Genomic DNA, 17,110 nt, shown 5'->3' with positions numbered 1-17,110 from the left:
GCGGGAATGGACGTGCGGCTCGCCGCCGGGGCGGATGCGCGGCTCGCCGCGGTGACGCGGTGACCTCGTTCGGTGTTCGGCTGCGCGAGGCGATGGGCCGGTGCGGCCCGCTGTGCGTCGGCATCGACCCGCATCCGCCGTTGCTGCGCGCCTGGGGGCTGACCGAGGACCTGGACGGCCTCAAGCGCTTCGCCGATACCTGCGTCGACGCCTTCGCCGGCGAGGTGGCCCTGGTCAAACCGCAGGTGGCGTTCTTCGAGGCCTACGGTTCGGGCGGTTTCATGGTTCTCGAGGACACGATCGCCGCGCTGCGCGAGGCGGGCACCCTGGTGCTCGCCGACGCCAAACGCGGCGATATCGGTTCCACGATGGCCGCCTACGCCGCGGCGTGGCTCGGTGACGGCCCGCTCGGCAGCGATGCGGTAACGGTCTCGCCGTATCTCGGATTCGGTTCGCTCACACCGGCTTTGGAGCTGGCGGCGGCCAACGACCGCGGCGTGTTCGTGCTCGCGGCCACCTCGAATCCGGAGGCCGCGCAGCTGCAGCGGATCACGGCGGCCGACGGGCGAACGATCGCCCAGTCCGTCGTCGACGACGCGGCGGTCCGCAATGTCGGCGCCGCCTTCGGTTCGGTCGGCGTGGTCGTCGGCGCGACCCTCGACGAGGTCCCGAACCTGGGCCTGCTCAACGGCCCGATTCTGATGCCCGGCGTCGGGGCGCAGGGCGGCGGGCCCGAATCCGTCCGGGCGCTCGTGCCGCGCGACAGCTTCGCCGCGGCCGTGCCCGCCGTATCCCGCGAGGTGCTCGCCGCGGGGCCCGCGGTGGAGGCGCTGCGCTCGCGCACCAAGGAACTCACCGACGCATTCGCGTTCCTGCAGAACTGAGGGATCCGGCGCCGTGGTCGGCGCCGGACCTCGCCCATTCCCTCCACGCTGCGACAACTGCCCGGTCGGCGGGCTCGCGCTGGACGAGACCGATCGGTCTCGCGCCTGAGCCCCGCTACGCGTCCCGCCCGCCGTGCTGGGCCGGAAACTACATGCCTGTGTTTACCGCTGTTGGCGACCCTTTCGGGGGCCCGCGCGGGGCGTCTGTGAGCGGACGACCAGTACTCGGTCGCGACTCCCGAGCGGGCTCAGAAACGCGACACGCGGGGTCGAAAACGTGCGACACGCCGAAAAATCCAGAAAAGTCCTGGTCGTGGGATAACGGGTGGATTACGACGCCTCGAGTCCGTCGCCGAACCGGTCATTTGCCCGGTTACGGCGATGAAAACCGCAGGCCACGAGGCTGCGGACGAATTCGGCGGTAGGATCTGCGCAACCGGCGGAATCGAGTCCGAGGGGGCGTCCGCACGGCCGCTACCGTGCCCGAATCCGGCGCTGACCTGGGGGGTGGGTTCGCAATCGGCACGCCGCGTGGGTACGGTCGCACAGACCGCCGGGTTACCGGCGGGAGATGAAGCAATGAACGATGAGACGGAGGAACCGTGGCCCTTCCCCAGCTGACTGACGAGCAGCGCGCCGCTGCTTTGGAGAAGGCGGCTGCCGCTCGCCGCGCTCGGGCAGAGCTCAAGGAGCGCCTGAAGCGTGGCGGCACCGACCTGAAGACGGTCCTGAAGGATGCCGAGACCGATGAGGTTCTGGGCAAGATGAAGGTGTCGGCGCTGCTGGAGGCCCTGCCCAAGGTCGGCAAGGTCAAGGCGGCGGAGATCATGAGCGAGCTGGAGATCGCACCGACCCGCCGTCTGCGGGGCCTGGGCGACCGCCAGCGCAAGGCGTTGCTGGCGAAGTTCGACCAAGCCTGATCCGAGGGTGGTCGAGCACACGCAGAAGGGTCGGCTGGTAGTACTGGTCGGCCCCTCGGCCGTCGGCAAGTCCACTGTGGTCCGGTGTGTCCGCGAGCGGCTGCCGGACCTGGTCTTCAGTGTGTCGGCCACCACCCGGGCCCCCCGGCCCGGGGAGGTCGACGGCCGCGACTACCGGTTCGTGACGAGGGCCGAGTTCGACACCATGATCGAACAGGGGGAATTGCTGGAGTGGGCCGATATCCACGGCGGCCTGCAGCGGTCGGGCACCCCGGCCGCACCGGTCCGCGCGGCGGTCGCCGCCGGTAAACCGGTGCTCGTGGAGGTGGATCTGGCGGGGGCGCGGCAGATCCGGGCGGCGACGTCGGAGGCCGTGCTGGTCTTCCTGGCTCCGCCCAGCTGGGACGAGCTGGTGGCGCGGCTGACCGGGCGCGGCACGGAATCGCCCGAGGTGATCGAGCGTCGCCTGCAGACCGCAAGAACCGAACTCGCGGCGTGTGACGAGTTCGACACCGTGATCGTGAACGACGACCTGACCAGTGCCTGTGAGCAGTTGGTATCGTTGTTCGTTAGCACAAATTCGAGATAAGGGCGGCCGATTCGTCGCCCCGGCCGCGCCGGGGCCCGCCCGATGCTCGCAACCGGCTGGATTTCCACCACGACCCGCAGGAGCCTCACTAGTGAGCGACACCAAGACCGTGCCCGCGTACGACACCCCGGTGGGCCTGACCAACCCGCCGATCGACGAGCTTCTCGAGCGCACGTCGTCCAAGTACGCGCTGGTCATCTACGCGGCCAAGCGGGCGCGCCAGATCAACGATTACTACAACCAGCTCGGCGACGGCATCCTCGAGTACGTGGGTCCGCTGGTCGAGCCGGGCCTGCAGGAGAAGCCGCTGTCGGTGGCGATGCGCGAGATCCACTCCGACCTGCTCGAGCACTCCGAAGGCGAGTGACGTAGGGGCGCACCGCCCCCGCCGCCCACCTCCACCGGACCGAAGAGGCTAGACATATGCGGATCGTTGTCGGCGTGGGCGGCGGAATCGCCGCCTACAAGGCATGCTCGCTCGTTCGCAAGTTCACCGAGACCGGGCACGACGTCCGGGTGATTCCCACCGAGTCGGCGTTGCAGTTCGTCGGCAAGGCCACGTTCGAGGCGCTGTCGGGCAACCCGGTGAATACCGGCGTGTTCGCCGATGTGCCGGAGGTGCCGCACGTGCGCCTCGGCCAGGAGGCCGACCTGGTGGTGATCGCCCCGGCGACGGCCGACCTGATGGCGCGCTCGGCCATGGGCCGCGCCGACGACCTGCTCACGGCCACGCTGCTCACCGCGCGATGTCCGGTGCTGTTCGCCCCGGCCATGCACACCGAGATGTGGGAGCACCCGGCGACGGCCGCGAACGTCGCGACCCTGCGTTCGCACGGCGCGATCGTCATGGAGCCCGCCGCGGGCCGGCTGACCGGCGCCGACACCGGCCCGGGTCGCCTGCCCGAGCCCGAGGAGATATTCGCGCTGGCCTCGCTGCTGCTTGAGCGCACCGATGCCATCCCGCGTGATCTGGAGGGCCGCCGCATCGTGGTGTCGGCGGGCGGCACGCGCGAACCGCTGGATCCGGTGCGATTCCTCGGCAACCGCAGCTCGGGGAAGCAGGGCTTCGCCCTGGCCCGGCTGGCCGCCCAGCGCGGCGCGCACGTCACGCTGGTCGTCGGCAATACGATCGCCCTGGAGCCACCGGCCTCGGTGGAGATGGAGCATGTGACCACCGCCGAGCAGCTGGGCGTCGCGATCGATAAGCACGCCGTCGGGGCCGACGCGGTGATCATGGCGGCGGCGGTGGCCGACTTCCGGCCCACCAACGTCGCCGCCGCCAAGATAAAGAAGGGCGCGGGGGAACCCGACCGGATCGATCTCACCAAGAACCGCGACATCCTGGCGGGCCTCGTGCAGGCCCGGCGCGACGGCCGCCTGCCCGGGCTGGCGATCGTCGGATTCGCTGCGGAGACCGGGGACGAGCACGGCGATGTGCTCACCCACGCGCGCGCCAAGCTCGAGCGCAAGGGCTGCGACCTGCTCGTGGTCAATGCGGTCGGCGAGGGCAAGGCGTTCGAGGTGGACAACAACGACGGCTGGCTGCTCGGCGCCGACGGTACCGAACAGTCTCTCGACCACGGGTCGAAGTTGTTGCTGGCCAGCCGCGTACTGGATGCGCTGGGACCGCTGTTGCGCTGAGACGCAAACGGTTTCGGCCTAGTATGCAAAGACGCGCGCAGTGCACAATGGCATTACGCGCGAAGTTGCACCGACTGCCAAAACGGAGCCCTGTGGAGGCGGTAGCGGGTAGTGACGGGCGGTAGCCGCTGGTAGCGGCGCCGCGCGGTCACCGGGACCGCACCGCGTCGGTGGTTTGGAATAGTCTGAGACAAAGGGTTGCGCGGCGGCGCGAGTTCGTTACTGTCGCAACCCGGTACGAAGACCCGTTGAGGGAGAGGGAAGAACTGTGCGCACGTCCGGTAGCCGGCTATTCACGAGCGAGTCCGTGACCGAGGGTCATCCGGACAAGATCTGTGATGCCATCAGCGATTCCGTCCTCGACGCGCTGCTCGCGCAGGACCCCCGCAGCCGAGTAGCGGTCGAGACCTTGGTGACGACCGGCCAGGTGCATGTCGCCGGTGAGGTGACCACCTCGGCCTACGCGGATATCCCGAAGATCGTCCGCGAGAAGGTGCTCGAGATCGGATACGACTCGTCCGCAAAGGGTTTCGACGGAAACTCCTGCGGCGTGAACATCGCGATCGGCGCCCAGTCGCCCGATATCGCCCAGGGCGTGGACACCTCGCACGAGGCCCGGGTCGGCGGCTCCGACGACGAGATCGAGCGCCAGGGCGCGGGCGATCAGGGCCTGATGTTCGGCTTCGCCACCAAGGAGACCCCGGAGCTGATGCCGCTGCCGATCGCGCTGGCGCACCGGCTGTCGCGGCGGCTGACCGAGGTCCGCAAGTCCGGCGTGCTGCCCTATCTGCGGCCCGACGGCAAGACCCAGGTCACCATCGAATACGACGGCGACAAGCCGGCCCGGCTGGACACGGTGGTCGTCTCCACCCAGCACGCCGCCGATATCGATCTGGACAATCTGCTGTCGCCTGATATCCGCGAGAAGGTCGTGGACTCGGTGCTGGCCGACCTGGAGCTGCCCGAACCGTTCGACACCTCCGACTTCCGGCTGCTGGTGAACCCGACCGGCAAGTTCGTGCTCGGCGGCCCGATGGGCGATGCCGGGCTGACCGGGCGCAAGATCATCGTCGACACCTACGGCGGCATGGCCCGCCACGGCGGCGGCGCCTTCTCCGGTAAGGATCCGTCGAAGGTGGACCGGTCGGCCGCCTACGCCATGCGCTGGGTCGCCAAGAATGTCGTCGCCGCCGGGCTGGCCGAGCGGGTCGAGGCGCAGGTCGCCTACGCCATCGGCAAGGCCGCCCCGGTCGGACTGTTCGTGGAGACCTTCGGCACCGAGACGATCGATCCGACCAAGATCTCGGCGGCCATCGCCGAGGTGTTCGATCTGCGCCCGGGTGCGATCATTCGCGATCTCGACCTGCTCCGCCCGATCTACGCACCCACCGCCGCCTACGGCCACTTCGGCCGCACCGACGTCGACCTGCCCTGGGAGAACACCGATCGGGCCGACAAGCTGCGCGCCGCGGCAGGGTTGTGATCGGCTGCCATTGACCGAGGCCGGGCCCGAAGCGCCAGCCGACGCACCGGTGGCGCGCCCCATCGCGCGGGTGCTGCCGATGCTGGAACCGGCACATCTGGACCGGGATTTCGACTACCTGGTCCCCGCGGACATGGACGCGCTCGCCCAACCGGGTGTGCGCGTCCGTGTGCGTTTCTCGGGCCGCCTGATCGACGGTTTCGTCCTGGACCGGCTGGAGAAGACCGACCACACCGGGAAACTGATGCGCCTGGAGCGCGTGGTCTCCGGCGAGCGGGTGCTGACGCCGGAGATCCTGCGCCTGGTCACCGCCGTCGCGGCCCGCTACGCGGGAACCCGAGCCGACGTCCTGCGCCTGGCCATCCCACCCCGGCACGCCAAGGTGGAGGCGGAAAAGCCACGCGCGCAGAAGGATTCGGGCGACAGCGGCGGTTCGGACGATGCCGAGGCCGCCCGGATCGGGCACTCGGTGCCCACCGCCGAGCCGAATCCGGATGAGGCCGCGCAGATCTCCGATGCCGACTCTATTTCCGGCATGCGTGTGGCCGGAATCCACAGCGGGAAGATTCCGGCCACAAGCACGCCGGAAATTCCTGCGGATGGGGCGGCGAATATGGCTGGGGTCGACGAAGATTCATCGCAGTCCGTGCGGGACGTTCCGTTGTCGGCTCCGCCGGAGGAGATGGTCGCCGGTGGTTCGACAGACGTCCGTGAATCAGGGATCGCCGACGGCGACTCCGAGCCGGTGGCGGGGGCGAGTTCTACTGTGCCCGTTGATCTCTCGCAGTACCCCGCCTGGGAAAGGTACCGGCACGGCTCCTCGTTCCTGAGTGCGCTGGCGCACGGGAAAGGGCCGCGGGCGGCGTGGCAGGCGGTGCCGGGGGAGGATTGGGCGCGGCGGCTGGCGGAGTTGGCGGCCGTGGTCGTGTCGAGTGGGCGCAGCGCGGTGCTGATCGTGCCCGACCAGCGAGATCTGGATCGGGTGGCGGCGGCCTGCGCCGAACTGGTGGGGGAGGCGGCCGTCGGGCTCGCCGCTGGTCTCGGTCCCGCGGCGCGGTATCGGCGGTGGCTGGCGGTGCTGCGGGGCACTGCGCGGGTCGTGATCGGCACGCGGAGTGCGGTTTTCGTGCCCGCCCAGGATCTGGGGCTGCTCGCGATCTGGGACGACGGGGACGATATGTACGGCGAGCCGCGGTCGCCGTACCCGCATTCGCGGGAGGTGGCGATGTTGCGGGCGCACGAGACGGGTGCGGCCTTCGTCGCCGGAGGGTTCTCGCGGACGGCCGAGATCCAGGCGGTGGTCGAATCCGGGTGGGCGCACGACCTGATCGCCGACCGGGCCGTCGTGCGGCAGTGCGCGCCCCGTATCAGCGCGCCCGGCGACAGCGACGTCGCGCTGGAACGGGATCCGGTGGCGCGTGCCGTGCGGATCCCCGCGGTGGCGTTCACCGCGGCCCGCAAGGCGCTGGCCGCGGGCGAGTCCGTGCTGGTCCAGGTGCCGCGCCGCGGATACGTCCCCGCCCTGTCCTGCGCGAAATGCCGGACCCCGGCGCGCTGCCGCCACTGCAACGGCCCGTTGGCGCTGCCGGACGGCAACGCCGCCACAGCCGGTGCGGCACACCGTAATCGCGGCAGCCAGAGGGCAGGGGCGGGCTCCGGACAGGAGGCCACGGGCGATGCGGTGTCGCGGCGGCGGGCTGGCCGAGACGCCCAGCGGGCGGCGGACACCGGGCAAGGGGGAGCGCCTGGTGCGAACAACGGTACCTACGGCGGGCACGGTGCCGGAGAATCGCGCACGCCGGGGCGGGGCGACGCCGGGCCTGTGCGTTCCGGCTCCGCTCGTGAACTCGGGGTTGCCTTGTCGCGCAGTGCTTCCGGGGAGGTCGCGCACAGTCCGAGCTGCCGGTGGTGTGGCAAGACCGAGCCGGTGTTCCGGTGTGGGTCGTGTGGTTCGAGGGCATTGCGTGCGGTGGTGATCGGGGCGGCGCGGACGGCGGAGGAACTCGGCCGAGCCTTCCCGGGCGTGCCGATCCGCGGCTCCGGCGGTGCGTCGGTGCTGGACGAGGTGCCCGACGAGCCGCAGGTCGTGGTCGCGACCATCGGGGCCGAACCGGCGGCGCCGGGCGGCTACGGCGTGGCCCTGCTGCTCGACGGCTGGGCGCTGCTGGGCCGCGCGGACCTGCGCGCGGCCGAGGATGCGCTGCGCCGCTGGATGTCCGCGGCCACGCTGGTCCGCTCCAGCGGCCAGGTCATCGTGATGGCAGAGCCCTCGCTGCCCACGGTGCAGGCCCTGGTGCGCTGGGATCCGGTGACCCACGCGGTGTTCGAACTCGACGCCCGCACCGAGGTCCGCTTCCCGCCCGCCGTGCGGTTCGCCGCGATCGACGGCACCACCGACTCCATCGCCGAATTGCTCGGCGAGGCAAAGCTTCCCGGCGACGTGGAGGTCCTCGGCCCGGTGCCACTGCCCCCGGGAGCCCGGAAACCGTTCTCCTCCGGCGATTCCCCCGCGGAGGTCGAGCGCATGATCCTCCGCGCGGACCGCCGCTCGGGCGGGGCCCTGTCCCGCGCCCTCGCCGCCGCGCAGGCCGTCCGCAGCACCCACCGCTCCGACGCGCCGCTGCGGGTGCAGATCGATCCCGTCGACATCGGCTGACGAGCGGCGAGGCGCCCCGCCGACCGCGCGGCGAGCATGCGGCCCGGCCGGTTCCGGCAATTTTCGCGGGCAGCGATGAGTTCTCGGAGGATGCTCCGTCCTATCCCTTGAACGCGCTTCCAACCCGGCGCGACCAACCAGGAGGACCAGAAATGACTACCGCCAACCCCGCCGCCAACTTCTCCGACGATGCCACCTACCGTCCGGGTAAGGTCCGCAACCGCGTGCTGTGGACCCTGCAGATCCTGCTCGGCCTCTTCTTCATCATCGCCTCCGGCGGGCCGAAGCTCGTGATGCCGAATACCCTGATGGACAACGCCCCCGAGAACCTGACCATCCCCATCGGTCTGCTCATCTTCATCGGAGTGGTGGAGGTCGCGGGCGGTATCGGTCTGATGGTGCCGCGGCTCAGCGCCCTGGCCGCCGCGGGTCTGTCCGTGCTCACCGTGCTCGCCGCCGGGACACAGGCTTTCATCGCCGACAAGCCCGCCATGGGGATCTTCCCCTTGGTGCTCGCCGCGATCTTCGCGTGGATCGCCTACGAGCGCCGCGCCACCGTCGGCGATCTGCGCAACTCCCTGTCGCGGTGACAATTCCATAATCACGACCCGCGATCGGTGGTTATCCACCGATCGCCTGTCGTGCGTTCTCGGATCGATCGCCGGGTTGGCGGCGACCGATCCGCACCGAGCCATTTCTGCGGTGCCCGCTCGAATTTCGAAACACCATTGCGGCGCACGGCGTGTCGCCTTCTTCCGCGTCATTTGCCTGACCACCGATCGCCCCATTGCGAGACGCAGTACGGTCTGATAACGATTAGCGAAACGGCCTCTCCCCGAACAAGTTCCGGGCGAGGCCGTTTGCGTGGCACCGCAGTCAGAACGGTGGCGGCCGATCCGAATTCGCCATGAGTGCCTCCGGTGCCGCGAGCGGTTGGCGTCGTTGGCCGGGTGGAACGTGGGCATGGACCCAGTCCCGAAGTTCGGATTCGATAGAGCTGCCGTCTATCGGGGAGCGGGCGTACTTGTCGGGGGCGGCGATATCGACGACGGCTGTCGGCGCGACAGACTCGCGTGGGAACAGATAATCGGCACCCTCGGGCTCGGTAGTGGCCGATTCGCCTGTGGGCGTGAGCCATTCGTGGCGACGACCGGGATGCTGGCGGACGCGCCATCCATTGGCGTCGTTGTCGGCGAGAGTCTTCGACCGGTGGTGTCGGCGGCAACGGCAGCTGAGATTGGCCTCGGCAGTGCGACCACCACGGGCGGGGTCGGCATGATTGAACGGGATGTGATGGTCGAGATCGGTAGCGGCGGCGGGAGTCTGGCATCCGGGCGCCCGGCAGGCACCATCGACAGCCCGGACCAGTGCAGCCAGCCGCGCACCGGGCCGATACCGCAACTCGGCCTTACCGTTTCGGGAATCGGCGGCTTTCGCCGGTTGGCCGGTTTTCGCGCGGACCGGTTCGGTGCCAGCATGGTTCAGGCTGGTGGCTTCGGGTTCGGGGAAGATTTGGTAGCGGGCGTGGCGGGCGAGTTGGCGGGCCAGGTCGGCGTCGATGGCTCCGAAACCGGCGAGCAGGGCCGGATTGTCCTGCAGTCCGGCCAAAGTCTCTGCTGATACCCCGACCTGGATCAGCGGGGTGCGGGGCTCGTCCGCGGGGGTATCGACGTGGGGGCAGGCAGGGCGGCCGCACTGGCAAAGCAGTCGTCCGGAGCCGTCGGCCAGGGCGACCAGGGCATCGGCGCGGCGTTGCCCGCTGGTGCGGGGATCGTTGGTGCAGCAGTGCGTATTCGCCATTTCGCGCAGGCGCTCGTAGAGGGTTTGCCCGCCAGCGGCGGGCAGGACCGCATCGACCAGGGCCGTTCCGTTGTCATGCGCTGTGACGTGGACATAGCGGTCGTGCTCGGCCTGCTTGCGCCGCTTCGCTTCTCTGGCCGGGTCGGCCTCGAGTATCCAGCGGCGGATGGTGCGCTTCAACCGGGCCGGGTCGGCCGTTTCGGCGTAGGCGGCGATGCGCGGCTCCAACGCAGCGAGCAACAAGTTCATTCCCGCACCCCTTACACGAGGCCAATGCGCTCATGCCGTCGCGGGTGTGAGCCGCGCCAGCCGGGCCTTGACATCGATGCGGCGACGGCCGCGCAAGGTGTAGAGCGCCAGCAGGCCGATGATGGCCCACTGCACCGGATTCATCAGTCCGACGGCGGCCGAGACCGGCAGGGTGAAGATCAGCAGCAGCCGCACGATCGCGTCGACGGCGAGCCCGGCCGCCCACACCATCGTCGACCTCGAGAATGCCCGCCGGATCTCGGAATCGCTGTGCCACAGCGTATTCCATTGCTGCTCCTGCTCCCGTCCGGGGGCGTGCAGGCGCTGCGCCAGGCCGAACATGGCCGGTCGGCCGACCACGCAACTGGCCAGCAGCAGGACGCTGATCACCGCGGACGTCACGGGCTCCTTGATGAGCATCATGCGGTCGTCACCACCCAGCAGCGCCAGCGCCAGCCCGAGTGCGTTGAGGCAGAAAGCGAAGGTGGCGAGCCCATCGATCCGGCGCTGGAACCCCGCGGCGCCGATCATCCACAGCGCGGCCGCGATCGTCGACCACAGCAGGGCGACGAATTCGGTGGAGCCGCGTGCGAGGAGCACGTAGAAGACCGCGGGCGACAGCCCGATTGCGGTCGCCGTGAACAGCAGGTTCCGTGCTCTGCTCGAGCTCGGCCGGGATTCGGAAGGGCTTGGCAGTACTGCGGTTTCGGTCATCGGGCACTCTCCTCGGACGCGGAAGCTGGTCGTTCGGAACGCTAATCGCGCACCCGGCCCGTCCACCTCGGCGCGCGGGTGGAGAAGACGATCTCCACCCGGGGGCCGAATCGCCCTCCCGCGGGGGAGGCAAGAATGCTGAGATACCCGGAGAGGAGGAGTGCGATGGAGCGGCTGCGGCGGGTCGGTCGATCGCTGCTGGGCGGGGATGTGGAATCCGGCCCGCTCATGCGGATCGTGGGCGCGGCGCTGCTCGGGGTGAACGTGGTGTTCAACCACCATTCCCCGATCGCGGTGTGGCTGTGGGTGATGCTCGGGGCGGCGTACGCCTGCTGGATGGTCTACGCCGTCTACAGCCGTCGGCGTCCGCGGTTGTCACTGGCCGCGATGGCGGTCTGCACGGTGGTGGCGGCGGCCGCGTGCGGACCCGCGCCGGACTCGTCGGCGCTGGTCCTGCTGTGCGCGGCGATCAGCGTTGTCGCGGAGCATGTGGTCCTGCGTGTCGCGGTGATCGCGGGTGTCTTCGTCGCCACCGTCGCCGTCCTCGCCGGGAGCCTTCTGCTGGCCGGGCGGACGGCGACGGCGCTTGCCGCGTACTCGGGAATCCTGCTGATCGTGCTGCTGCTGGGGTTGTCTCGGCGCCAATACCGGATCCGGGTCCGGCAGACCGAACAGCTGCTGGAGCAGACGCGCCACGCCCAGCACGAGCACGCACGCGCGGCCGCGCTGGACGAGCGGGCCCGGATCGCCCGCGAGATGCACGACGTCCTGGCGCATTCGCTCGGCGCGCTCAGCGTGCAGTTGGAGGTGGCCGAGGCGCTGCTGAGTGAGAAGGGCGATCTCGACGGAGCGCTCACCCGAGTGCGGCAGTCGCGGCGGCTGGCTGTCGACGGGCTCGCCGAGGCGCGCGGCGCGGTGGCCGCGCTGCGCGACGATGTACCGCCACTGCCCGACGCGGTGCGCCGACTCGCCGAGACCTACCGGCGCGATCATCGCCTGGATGCCGAATTCCGGATCGACGGTGCACCGCGGGTGGTCGGCCCGGCGGCGACGGTCTCGCTGCTGCGCGCCGCGCGGGAGGCGCTGACCAATGCGGGCAGACACGCCCCCGGCCAACCGGTGAGCATGACGCTGGCGTTCCTGCCGGAGCGGGTGCGGTTATCGGTGCGGAACCCGGTGCAGGGCACGGCAACCGGCGACGATGCCTCTGGTGGGTATGGTCTGACCGGTATGCGGGAGCGGATCGCACTGGTCGGTGGCACGTTGCGCGCGGGCCCGGACGAACGCGGCTGGCTGGTGACGGCGGAGGTGCCCGAATGAACGGACAGCAGCCCGGCGATCCGGTCCGGGTGCTGGTGGTGGACGACCAGCAGGTGATGCGCGAAGGCCTGGTCGCGCTGCTCGGACTCGTCGACGAGGTGCAGGTGGTCGGCGCGGTCGGTGATGGCGAACAGGCGCTCGACGCCGTGGCCGAGCTGTACCCCGATGTGGTGCTGATGGACCTGCGGATGCCCGTGCTGGACGGTGTCGAGGCGACCCGGCGCATCATCGAAACACGCCCTGCCACTGCGGTTCTGGTTTTGACAACCTATTCCGACGACGAGTCGATCGTGGCCGCGCTCCGGGCGGGTGCGCGCGGTTATCTCACCAAGGACGCGGGCCGGGTGGAGATAGCGGCGGCCATCCGGGCGGCCGCAGCCGGACAGTCCACCTTCGACGCCACGGTATCGCAACGCCTGGTGGCCGCGCTGTCGCGCTCCGACGAGTCCTCCGATCGGAAGGCGCCGGGACGGCCCGGCGGCCTGACCGGCCGCGAGGTCGAGGTGATCGGCCTGATCGGGCAGGGCCTGAGCAACGCCGAGATCGCCGCCGCGCTGTACGTCGGGGAGACCACCGTGAAGACGCATATCAACAACGCGTTCGCCAAGATCGGCGCCCGCAATCGTGCCGACGCCGTCCGCTACGCCTACCGCCACGGCCTCGCCGAACCTTAACGGGCGCTCCGTATCTCGGCACTACGCCGTGCTCTCTACGCCCTCCGACTAGGGCTGACTGCCGGTGATCATCTCGATCGCCCGCTGCAGCGATTGCTCGACCTCGGCCCGGTCGGCGCCCATTCCGACCAGCAGATCCACGGTCGCCGGGACGAGAACCGTTGCGACGCCGTTGCCTTCGGGTCCCAGGTAGCCGCTGACCTCCAGCATCACCGCGCCGTGCATCAGCGCCCACAGCCGTGCGGCCACCGGGCGCGCGGAATCCGGGTGCAGCTGACCGCCGTCGATCATGCGTTGCACCGCGCCGACCAGGTGTTCGAAGGTTTCCGCGCCGACCGCGTCGGAGACGGGCGCGGCGGTGAAATCGCGATCGAGGGGATGCTGGGCCTGCTGTGCGGTGAGGCCGAACATCAGCCGATACCGCTGCGGGGCGGCGAGCGCGTAGCTGTGATAGGCGTAGCCCATCGCGAAGAAGTCGGCGATCGGATCGTCGGTGTGCGCGGTGCCCGCCAGCGCCGCGCCGAATCGCGTGAACGCCTCGGCCGCAAGGGCCTCCAGCAGTCCGGTCATCCCGCCGAAATGTGTGTAGACCGTCATCGACGAGGCCCCGGCGGCCGCGGCCACCCGCCGGGCCTGCAGCGCCTCGGGGCCGCCCTCCTCCAGCAGCTGCAGGCCGGTCTCCACCAGTTGGTCGCGCGTGGCCGCGCCGCGGCGTCGCGTCGTGCCCTGCTGCCGGGAACTCACCGTTGTCTCCTCTGCATAACCCGGTTATTGTATGAAACATAACTTGGTTATGCCTACATGGGGAGTCCTTATGGACAATCGCTATCTCGCGGGGGTGTTCGCTCCGATCCAGCAGGAGCACACGCTCACCGATCTTCCCGTCATCGGGACCATCCCGGACCACCTCGACGGCCGCTATCTGCGCAACGGCCCCAATCCGGTCGGCGAGCTGGATCCCGCTCTCTACCACTGGTTTTCCGGCGACGGCATGGTGCACGGCGTGCGCATCCGCGACGGCGTCGCCGAGTGGTACCGCAACCGCTGGGTCCGGGGCCCGGCCACGTCCGCCGCGTTGAGCGAACCGCCGCTGGTGCGCGCGCCGGGCGTCGGCGCCAATACGAACGTCATCGGCCACGCCGGTCGCACCCTGGCGCTGGTCGAGGCCGGACTGCCGAGCTACGAGCTGACCGAGGAACTCGATACGGTCGGCCTCTGCGATTTCGACGGCACGATCAGCGGTGGATACACCGCCCACCCGAAACGCGACCCCGACACCGGTGAGCTGCATGCGGTGTCGTACTCGTTCCGGGGCGGCAATATGGTGCAGTACTCGGTGATCGGCGTGGACGGCCGGGCGAAGCGCACGGTCGATATCGAGGTCGGCGGCGCGCCGATGATGCACGACTTCTCGCTGACCGAGAACCACGTGATCCTCTACGACCTGCCCGTCACCGTCGACCCCCGGGTCACCGCCGAGATGGCGGTGCCGCGCGGGCTGCGGCTGCCGGCGCGGCTGCTGCTGTCGGCCGTGATCGGCCGCCTCCGGCTGCCGAATCCACCTGCGGCCAAACAGGTCTCGCCCGCCAAGGACCGGCGTCTGCCCTACGCCTGGAACCCGAAGTACCAGGCCCGCGTCGGCGTCATGCCACGTGCGGGCGGCAGCGCCGATGTGCGGTGGTTCGATATCGAGCCCTGCTACGTCTTCCATCCGCTGAACGCCTACGACGACGGCGACACCATCGTGCTGGACGTGGTGCGGCATCCGAAGATGTTCGACACCGACCGGCTCGGCCCCAACGAGGGCCCGCCCACGCTGGATCGCTGGGAGGTGGACCTGAACGCGGGAAAGGTCCGGCAGCACCGATTCGACGATCGGAGCCAGGAGTTCCCGCGGATGGACGAGCGTCGCACCGGCAAGCGGCACCGCTACGGGTACGCGCCCGCGGTCGGGGAGAACGGGGACGGCGCCGCGACGCTGTACAAGCACGATCTGTTCACCGGGACGACCGCCACCCGCTCGTTCGGCGCCGGAAAGAGTCTGGGGGAGTTCGTCTTCGAGCCGTCGTCACCCGACGCCGCCGAGGACGACGGGGTGCTGATGGGCTTCGTCTACGACGCCCCGACCGACCGCAGCGAGTTGGCGATCCTCGATGCCCAGACCCTGGAGACGGCCGCGAGCATTCCATTGCCCCATCGTGTGCCCGCGGGCTTCCACGGCAATTGGGTTCCGTCCAGTTAGTGCCGCGCGGAGGGCCTGGCCGGAGGGTCCGGTCGGTTTGTGTCATGCCTCACGCTTGTCGAAGATGCATTGCCGATATATCGTTGATGACATCAACCGAAGACGAGCCTGAAGGAGGCACAGTCATGGAAAACATGGAGAACATGGAGAGGGGCGGCCGGGGATTCCGGCGTGGCCCGCGGCCCGGAGGCCGCGAACAGTTCCGTCGGCACCCGCGGGGCGGGCACGGTCCGCACGGCTTCGGCCCCGGATTCGGCCCGTTCGGCCCGGACTTCGGTCCCGGGTTCGGCCCCGGTGGCGGCCCCTTCGGCCGCGGTCGCGGTCGCGGCGGCCGGGGGCGGCGCGGCGATGTCCGCGCGGCGATCCTGCTGTTGCTGCAGGAGCGGCCGATGCACGGCTACGAGCTGATCCAGCAGATCCGCGAGCGCAGCGAGGACGTCTGGCGCCCCAGCCCGGGGTCGATCTACCCGGCGCTCTCGCAGCTCGAGGACGAGGGCCTGGTGCTCATCGAGAAGGTCGCCGGTCGCAAGACCGCCAAGCTGACCGACGCCGGGACCGAGTACGTGGCGGAGCATCGCGACGAACTCGGCGATCCCTGGCAGGAGGTCCGCGACGGCGTCGGCGATCAGGCGCTGGATCTGCGCGAACTGGTCGGCCAGCTGATGGGCGCGGTCGCGCAGGTGGCGCGTGCCGGGACGCCGGAGCAGGCCGGCAAGGCCGCCGAGGTGCTCACCGAGGCGCGTCGCTCGCTCTACCGGATCCTCGCCGACGACGAGGCCCCCGAGAAGTAGCGGCGGCGATGGTCCCGATCGCGCAACGAGAAGCCGTGTCAGGGCGGATATTTCCCGGCGATTCGGGGAATGATTCGTGGCATGGGACAACGGAGGGGTCGACGACCTCGGGAGGTTTCACAACGGCGGCATGCCGCGGTGACCGGTGCGCTGGTCTGTGCGCTGGTGCTGGGCGGCGGGACCGTGGTGGGCGCGGCATCCGCCGGCGCCGAACCGGTCCTGCCGCCCGGATACCGGCCACCGGCGGTGCCCACCGAATCGGCCCCGCCGCAGGAGGAGCATCTGTCGGCGTCCTGGTATCTCAAGGCCCATCCGGGGGCGACCCCGGAGGGTACGAACGATTTCGGGTGCCGACCGAGTGCCCGGCACCCGCGCCCGGTGATACTGGCACACGGCACCGACGCGTCGGCCTACTCGGACTGGTCGGCCATCGGACCCGCCCTGGTGCAGGCGGGATTCTGCGTCTTCGCCCTGAACTACGGCGGTAAACCCGACGCGGTGCGCAGCTTCGGCACCGAGGACATGTGGCTGTCGGCCCGGCAGATCGGCGATTTCGTCGACCGGGTGCTGGCGGCGACCGGCGCGGCCCGCGTCGATCTCGTCGGTTTCTCGCAGGGCGCCAACGTGACCCGGTACTTCGTCAACAAGCTCGGCGGCGCCGACCGGGTGGGGCAGTGGGTCGGGCTCGCCTCGCCCAGCTACGGCGGGGTGATGTTCGGGCTGGTGCCGCTGGCGAATTCGATTCCGGGGCTGTGGTGGGCGTTCGAGCAGGTCACCTCGCGGGCGGCGGTACAGCAGGCGGCGGGCTCGCCGTTCATGATCGAGCTGAACGCGGGCGGCGACACCGTGCCCGGCGTGCGCTACACGACGATCGGCAGCCGGGTCGACGAGATGATCCAGCCGTTCACCAATATCGCGCTGCGGGGTCCCGGTGCGGAGAACATCGTGCTGCAGGACGTGTGCCCGGTCGATTTCACCGGCCACTTCCACCTGGTGTACGACCCGCTCGTGCAGCAGTTGCTGCTCAACGTCCTCGATCCCGCGCGCGCGGCGCCGCCGGAGTGCCGGTTCGTGCCGCTCGGGACCGGAATTCCCGAGGTGATCCTGGGCGCGCACTCCTGATCGGGCCGACCCGGGCGGATCCGCG

At 69.9% G+C, this 17,110-nt stretch carries 15 protein-coding genes and 1 pseudogene; 13 read left to right on the top strand and 3 right to left on the bottom strand.

What is annotated here, in order from left to right:
• The first annotated feature begins 59 nt into the window (after positions 1-59).
• From pyrF to NM1_RS12720, 8 genes and pseudogenes are all read left to right on the top strand, one after another.
• A complete protein-coding gene (gene pyrF / locus NM1_RS12760; RefSeq protein WP_068018720.1) occupies positions 60-884 on the top strand; it encodes an orotidine-5'-phosphate decarboxylase in 825 nt (274 codons plus the stop codon).
• A gap of 602 nt (positions 885-1,486) precedes the next feature.
• Positions 1,487-1,804: an integration host factor, actinobacterial type gene (mihF, locus tag NM1_RS12755; protein ID WP_068018717.1), complete on the top strand. Its 318-nt coding sequence runs from the start codon at positions 1,487-1,489 to the stop codon at positions 1,802-1,804.
• Positions 1,805-1,811: 7 nt separating this feature from the next.
• Entirely contained in the window at positions 1,812-2,393 is a 582-nt protein-coding gene (gmk, locus tag NM1_RS12750) for a guanylate kinase (protein ID WP_068018715.1), read from the top strand.
• Positions 2,394-2,484: 91 nt separating this feature from the next.
• Positions 2,485-2,760, top strand: coding sequence for a DNA-directed RNA polymerase subunit omega (gene rpoZ, locus NM1_RS12745; RefSeq protein WP_040708326.1), 276 nt, complete (start codon positions 2,485-2,487; stop codon positions 2,758-2,760).
• A 47-nt stretch (positions 2,761-2,807) separates the two neighbouring features.
• Positions 2,808-4,034 (top strand): annotated as a pseudogene (coaBC, locus tag NM1_RS12740) (bifunctional phosphopantothenoylcysteine decarboxylase/phosphopantothenate--cysteine ligase CoaBC); the annotation flags it as partial.
• 268 nt (positions 4,035-4,302) lie between these two features.
• Complete coding sequence (gene metK, locus NM1_RS12735) at positions 4,303-5,517, top strand: methionine adenosyltransferase (protein WP_084519521.1); 1,215 nt, start codon at positions 4,303-4,305, stop codon at positions 5,515-5,517.
• Positions 5,518-5,596: 79 nt separating this feature from the next.
• A complete protein-coding gene (locus NM1_RS43550) occupies positions 5,597-8,173 on the top strand; it encodes a primosomal protein N' (RefSeq protein ID WP_211339389.1) in 2,577 nt (858 codons plus the stop codon).
• Between the two features lie 152 nt (positions 8,174-8,325).
• Complete coding sequence (locus NM1_RS12720) at positions 8,326-8,763, top strand: DoxX family protein (protein WP_068018709.1); 438 nt, start codon at positions 8,326-8,328, stop codon at positions 8,761-8,763.
• A gap of 286 nt (positions 8,764-9,049) precedes the next feature.
• Here the strand turns inward: NM1_RS12720 and NM1_RS12715 are convergent, their stop codons facing one another.
• A complete protein-coding gene (locus NM1_RS12715) occupies positions 9,050-10,222 on the bottom strand; it encodes an HNH endonuclease signature motif containing protein (RefSeq protein ID WP_068018706.1) in 1,173 nt (390 codons plus the stop codon).
• Positions 10,223-10,252: 30 nt separating this feature from the next.
• A complete protein-coding gene (locus NM1_RS12710; protein WP_068018704.1) occupies positions 10,253-10,936 on the bottom strand; it encodes a VC0807 family protein in 684 nt (227 codons plus the stop codon).
• Between the two features lie 165 nt (positions 10,937-11,101).
• Between NM1_RS12710 and NM1_RS12705 the strand changes: the two genes are divergently transcribed.
• Together NM1_RS12705 and NM1_RS12700 are read left to right on the top strand one after the other, a co-directional pair.
• The gene (locus NM1_RS12705; RefSeq protein WP_068018701.1) at positions 11,102-12,256 is read left to right on the top strand and encodes a sensor histidine kinase; all 1,155 of its coding nucleotides are present in this window, start codon (positions 11,102-11,104) and stop codon (positions 12,254-12,256) included.
• Positions 12,253-12,930, top strand: a complete 678-nt coding sequence (locus tag NM1_RS12700) for a response regulator (RefSeq protein WP_068018699.1) — start codon at positions 12,253-12,255, stop codon at positions 12,928-12,930. The genes NM1_RS12705 and NM1_RS12700 overlap by 4 nt, the downstream gene beginning before the upstream one ends.
• A 48-nt stretch (positions 12,931-12,978) precedes the next feature.
• Here the strand turns inward: NM1_RS12700 and NM1_RS12695 are convergent, their stop codons facing one another.
• On the bottom strand, positions 12,979-13,674 hold the full coding sequence (locus NM1_RS12695; protein ID WP_068018697.1) for a TetR/AcrR family transcriptional regulator: 696 nt from the start codon (positions 13,672-13,674) through the stop codon (positions 12,979-12,981).
• A gap of 70 nt (positions 13,675-13,744) precedes the next feature.
• On the opposite strand from NM1_RS12695, the gene NM1_RS12690 reads away from it, so the two are divergent.
• From NM1_RS12690 to NM1_RS12680, 3 genes are all read left to right on the top strand, one after another.
• On the top strand, positions 13,745-15,172 hold the full coding sequence (locus NM1_RS12690; RefSeq protein WP_068018694.1) for a carotenoid oxygenase family protein: 1,428 nt from the start codon (positions 13,745-13,747) through the stop codon (positions 15,170-15,172).
• A gap of 125 nt (positions 15,173-15,297) precedes the next feature.
• The gene (locus NM1_RS12685; protein ID WP_068018691.1) at positions 15,298-15,963 is read left to right on the top strand and encodes a PadR family transcriptional regulator; all 666 of its coding nucleotides are present in this window, start codon (positions 15,298-15,300) and stop codon (positions 15,961-15,963) included.
• Positions 15,964-16,101: 138 nt separating this feature from the next.
• Entirely contained in the window at positions 16,102-17,085 is a 984-nt protein-coding gene (locus NM1_RS12680) for an esterase/lipase family protein (protein ID WP_068018689.1), read from the top strand.
• Positions 17,086-17,110: the final 25 nt, after the last annotated feature.

This window comes from Nocardia mexicana NBRC 108244 (assembly GCF_001613165.1).
GTDB classification, from domain to species: domain Bacteria; phylum Actinomycetota; class Actinomycetes; order Mycobacteriales; family Mycobacteriaceae; genus Nocardia; species Nocardia mexicana.
This window is presented reverse-complemented; position numbering and strand designations above follow the sequence as displayed.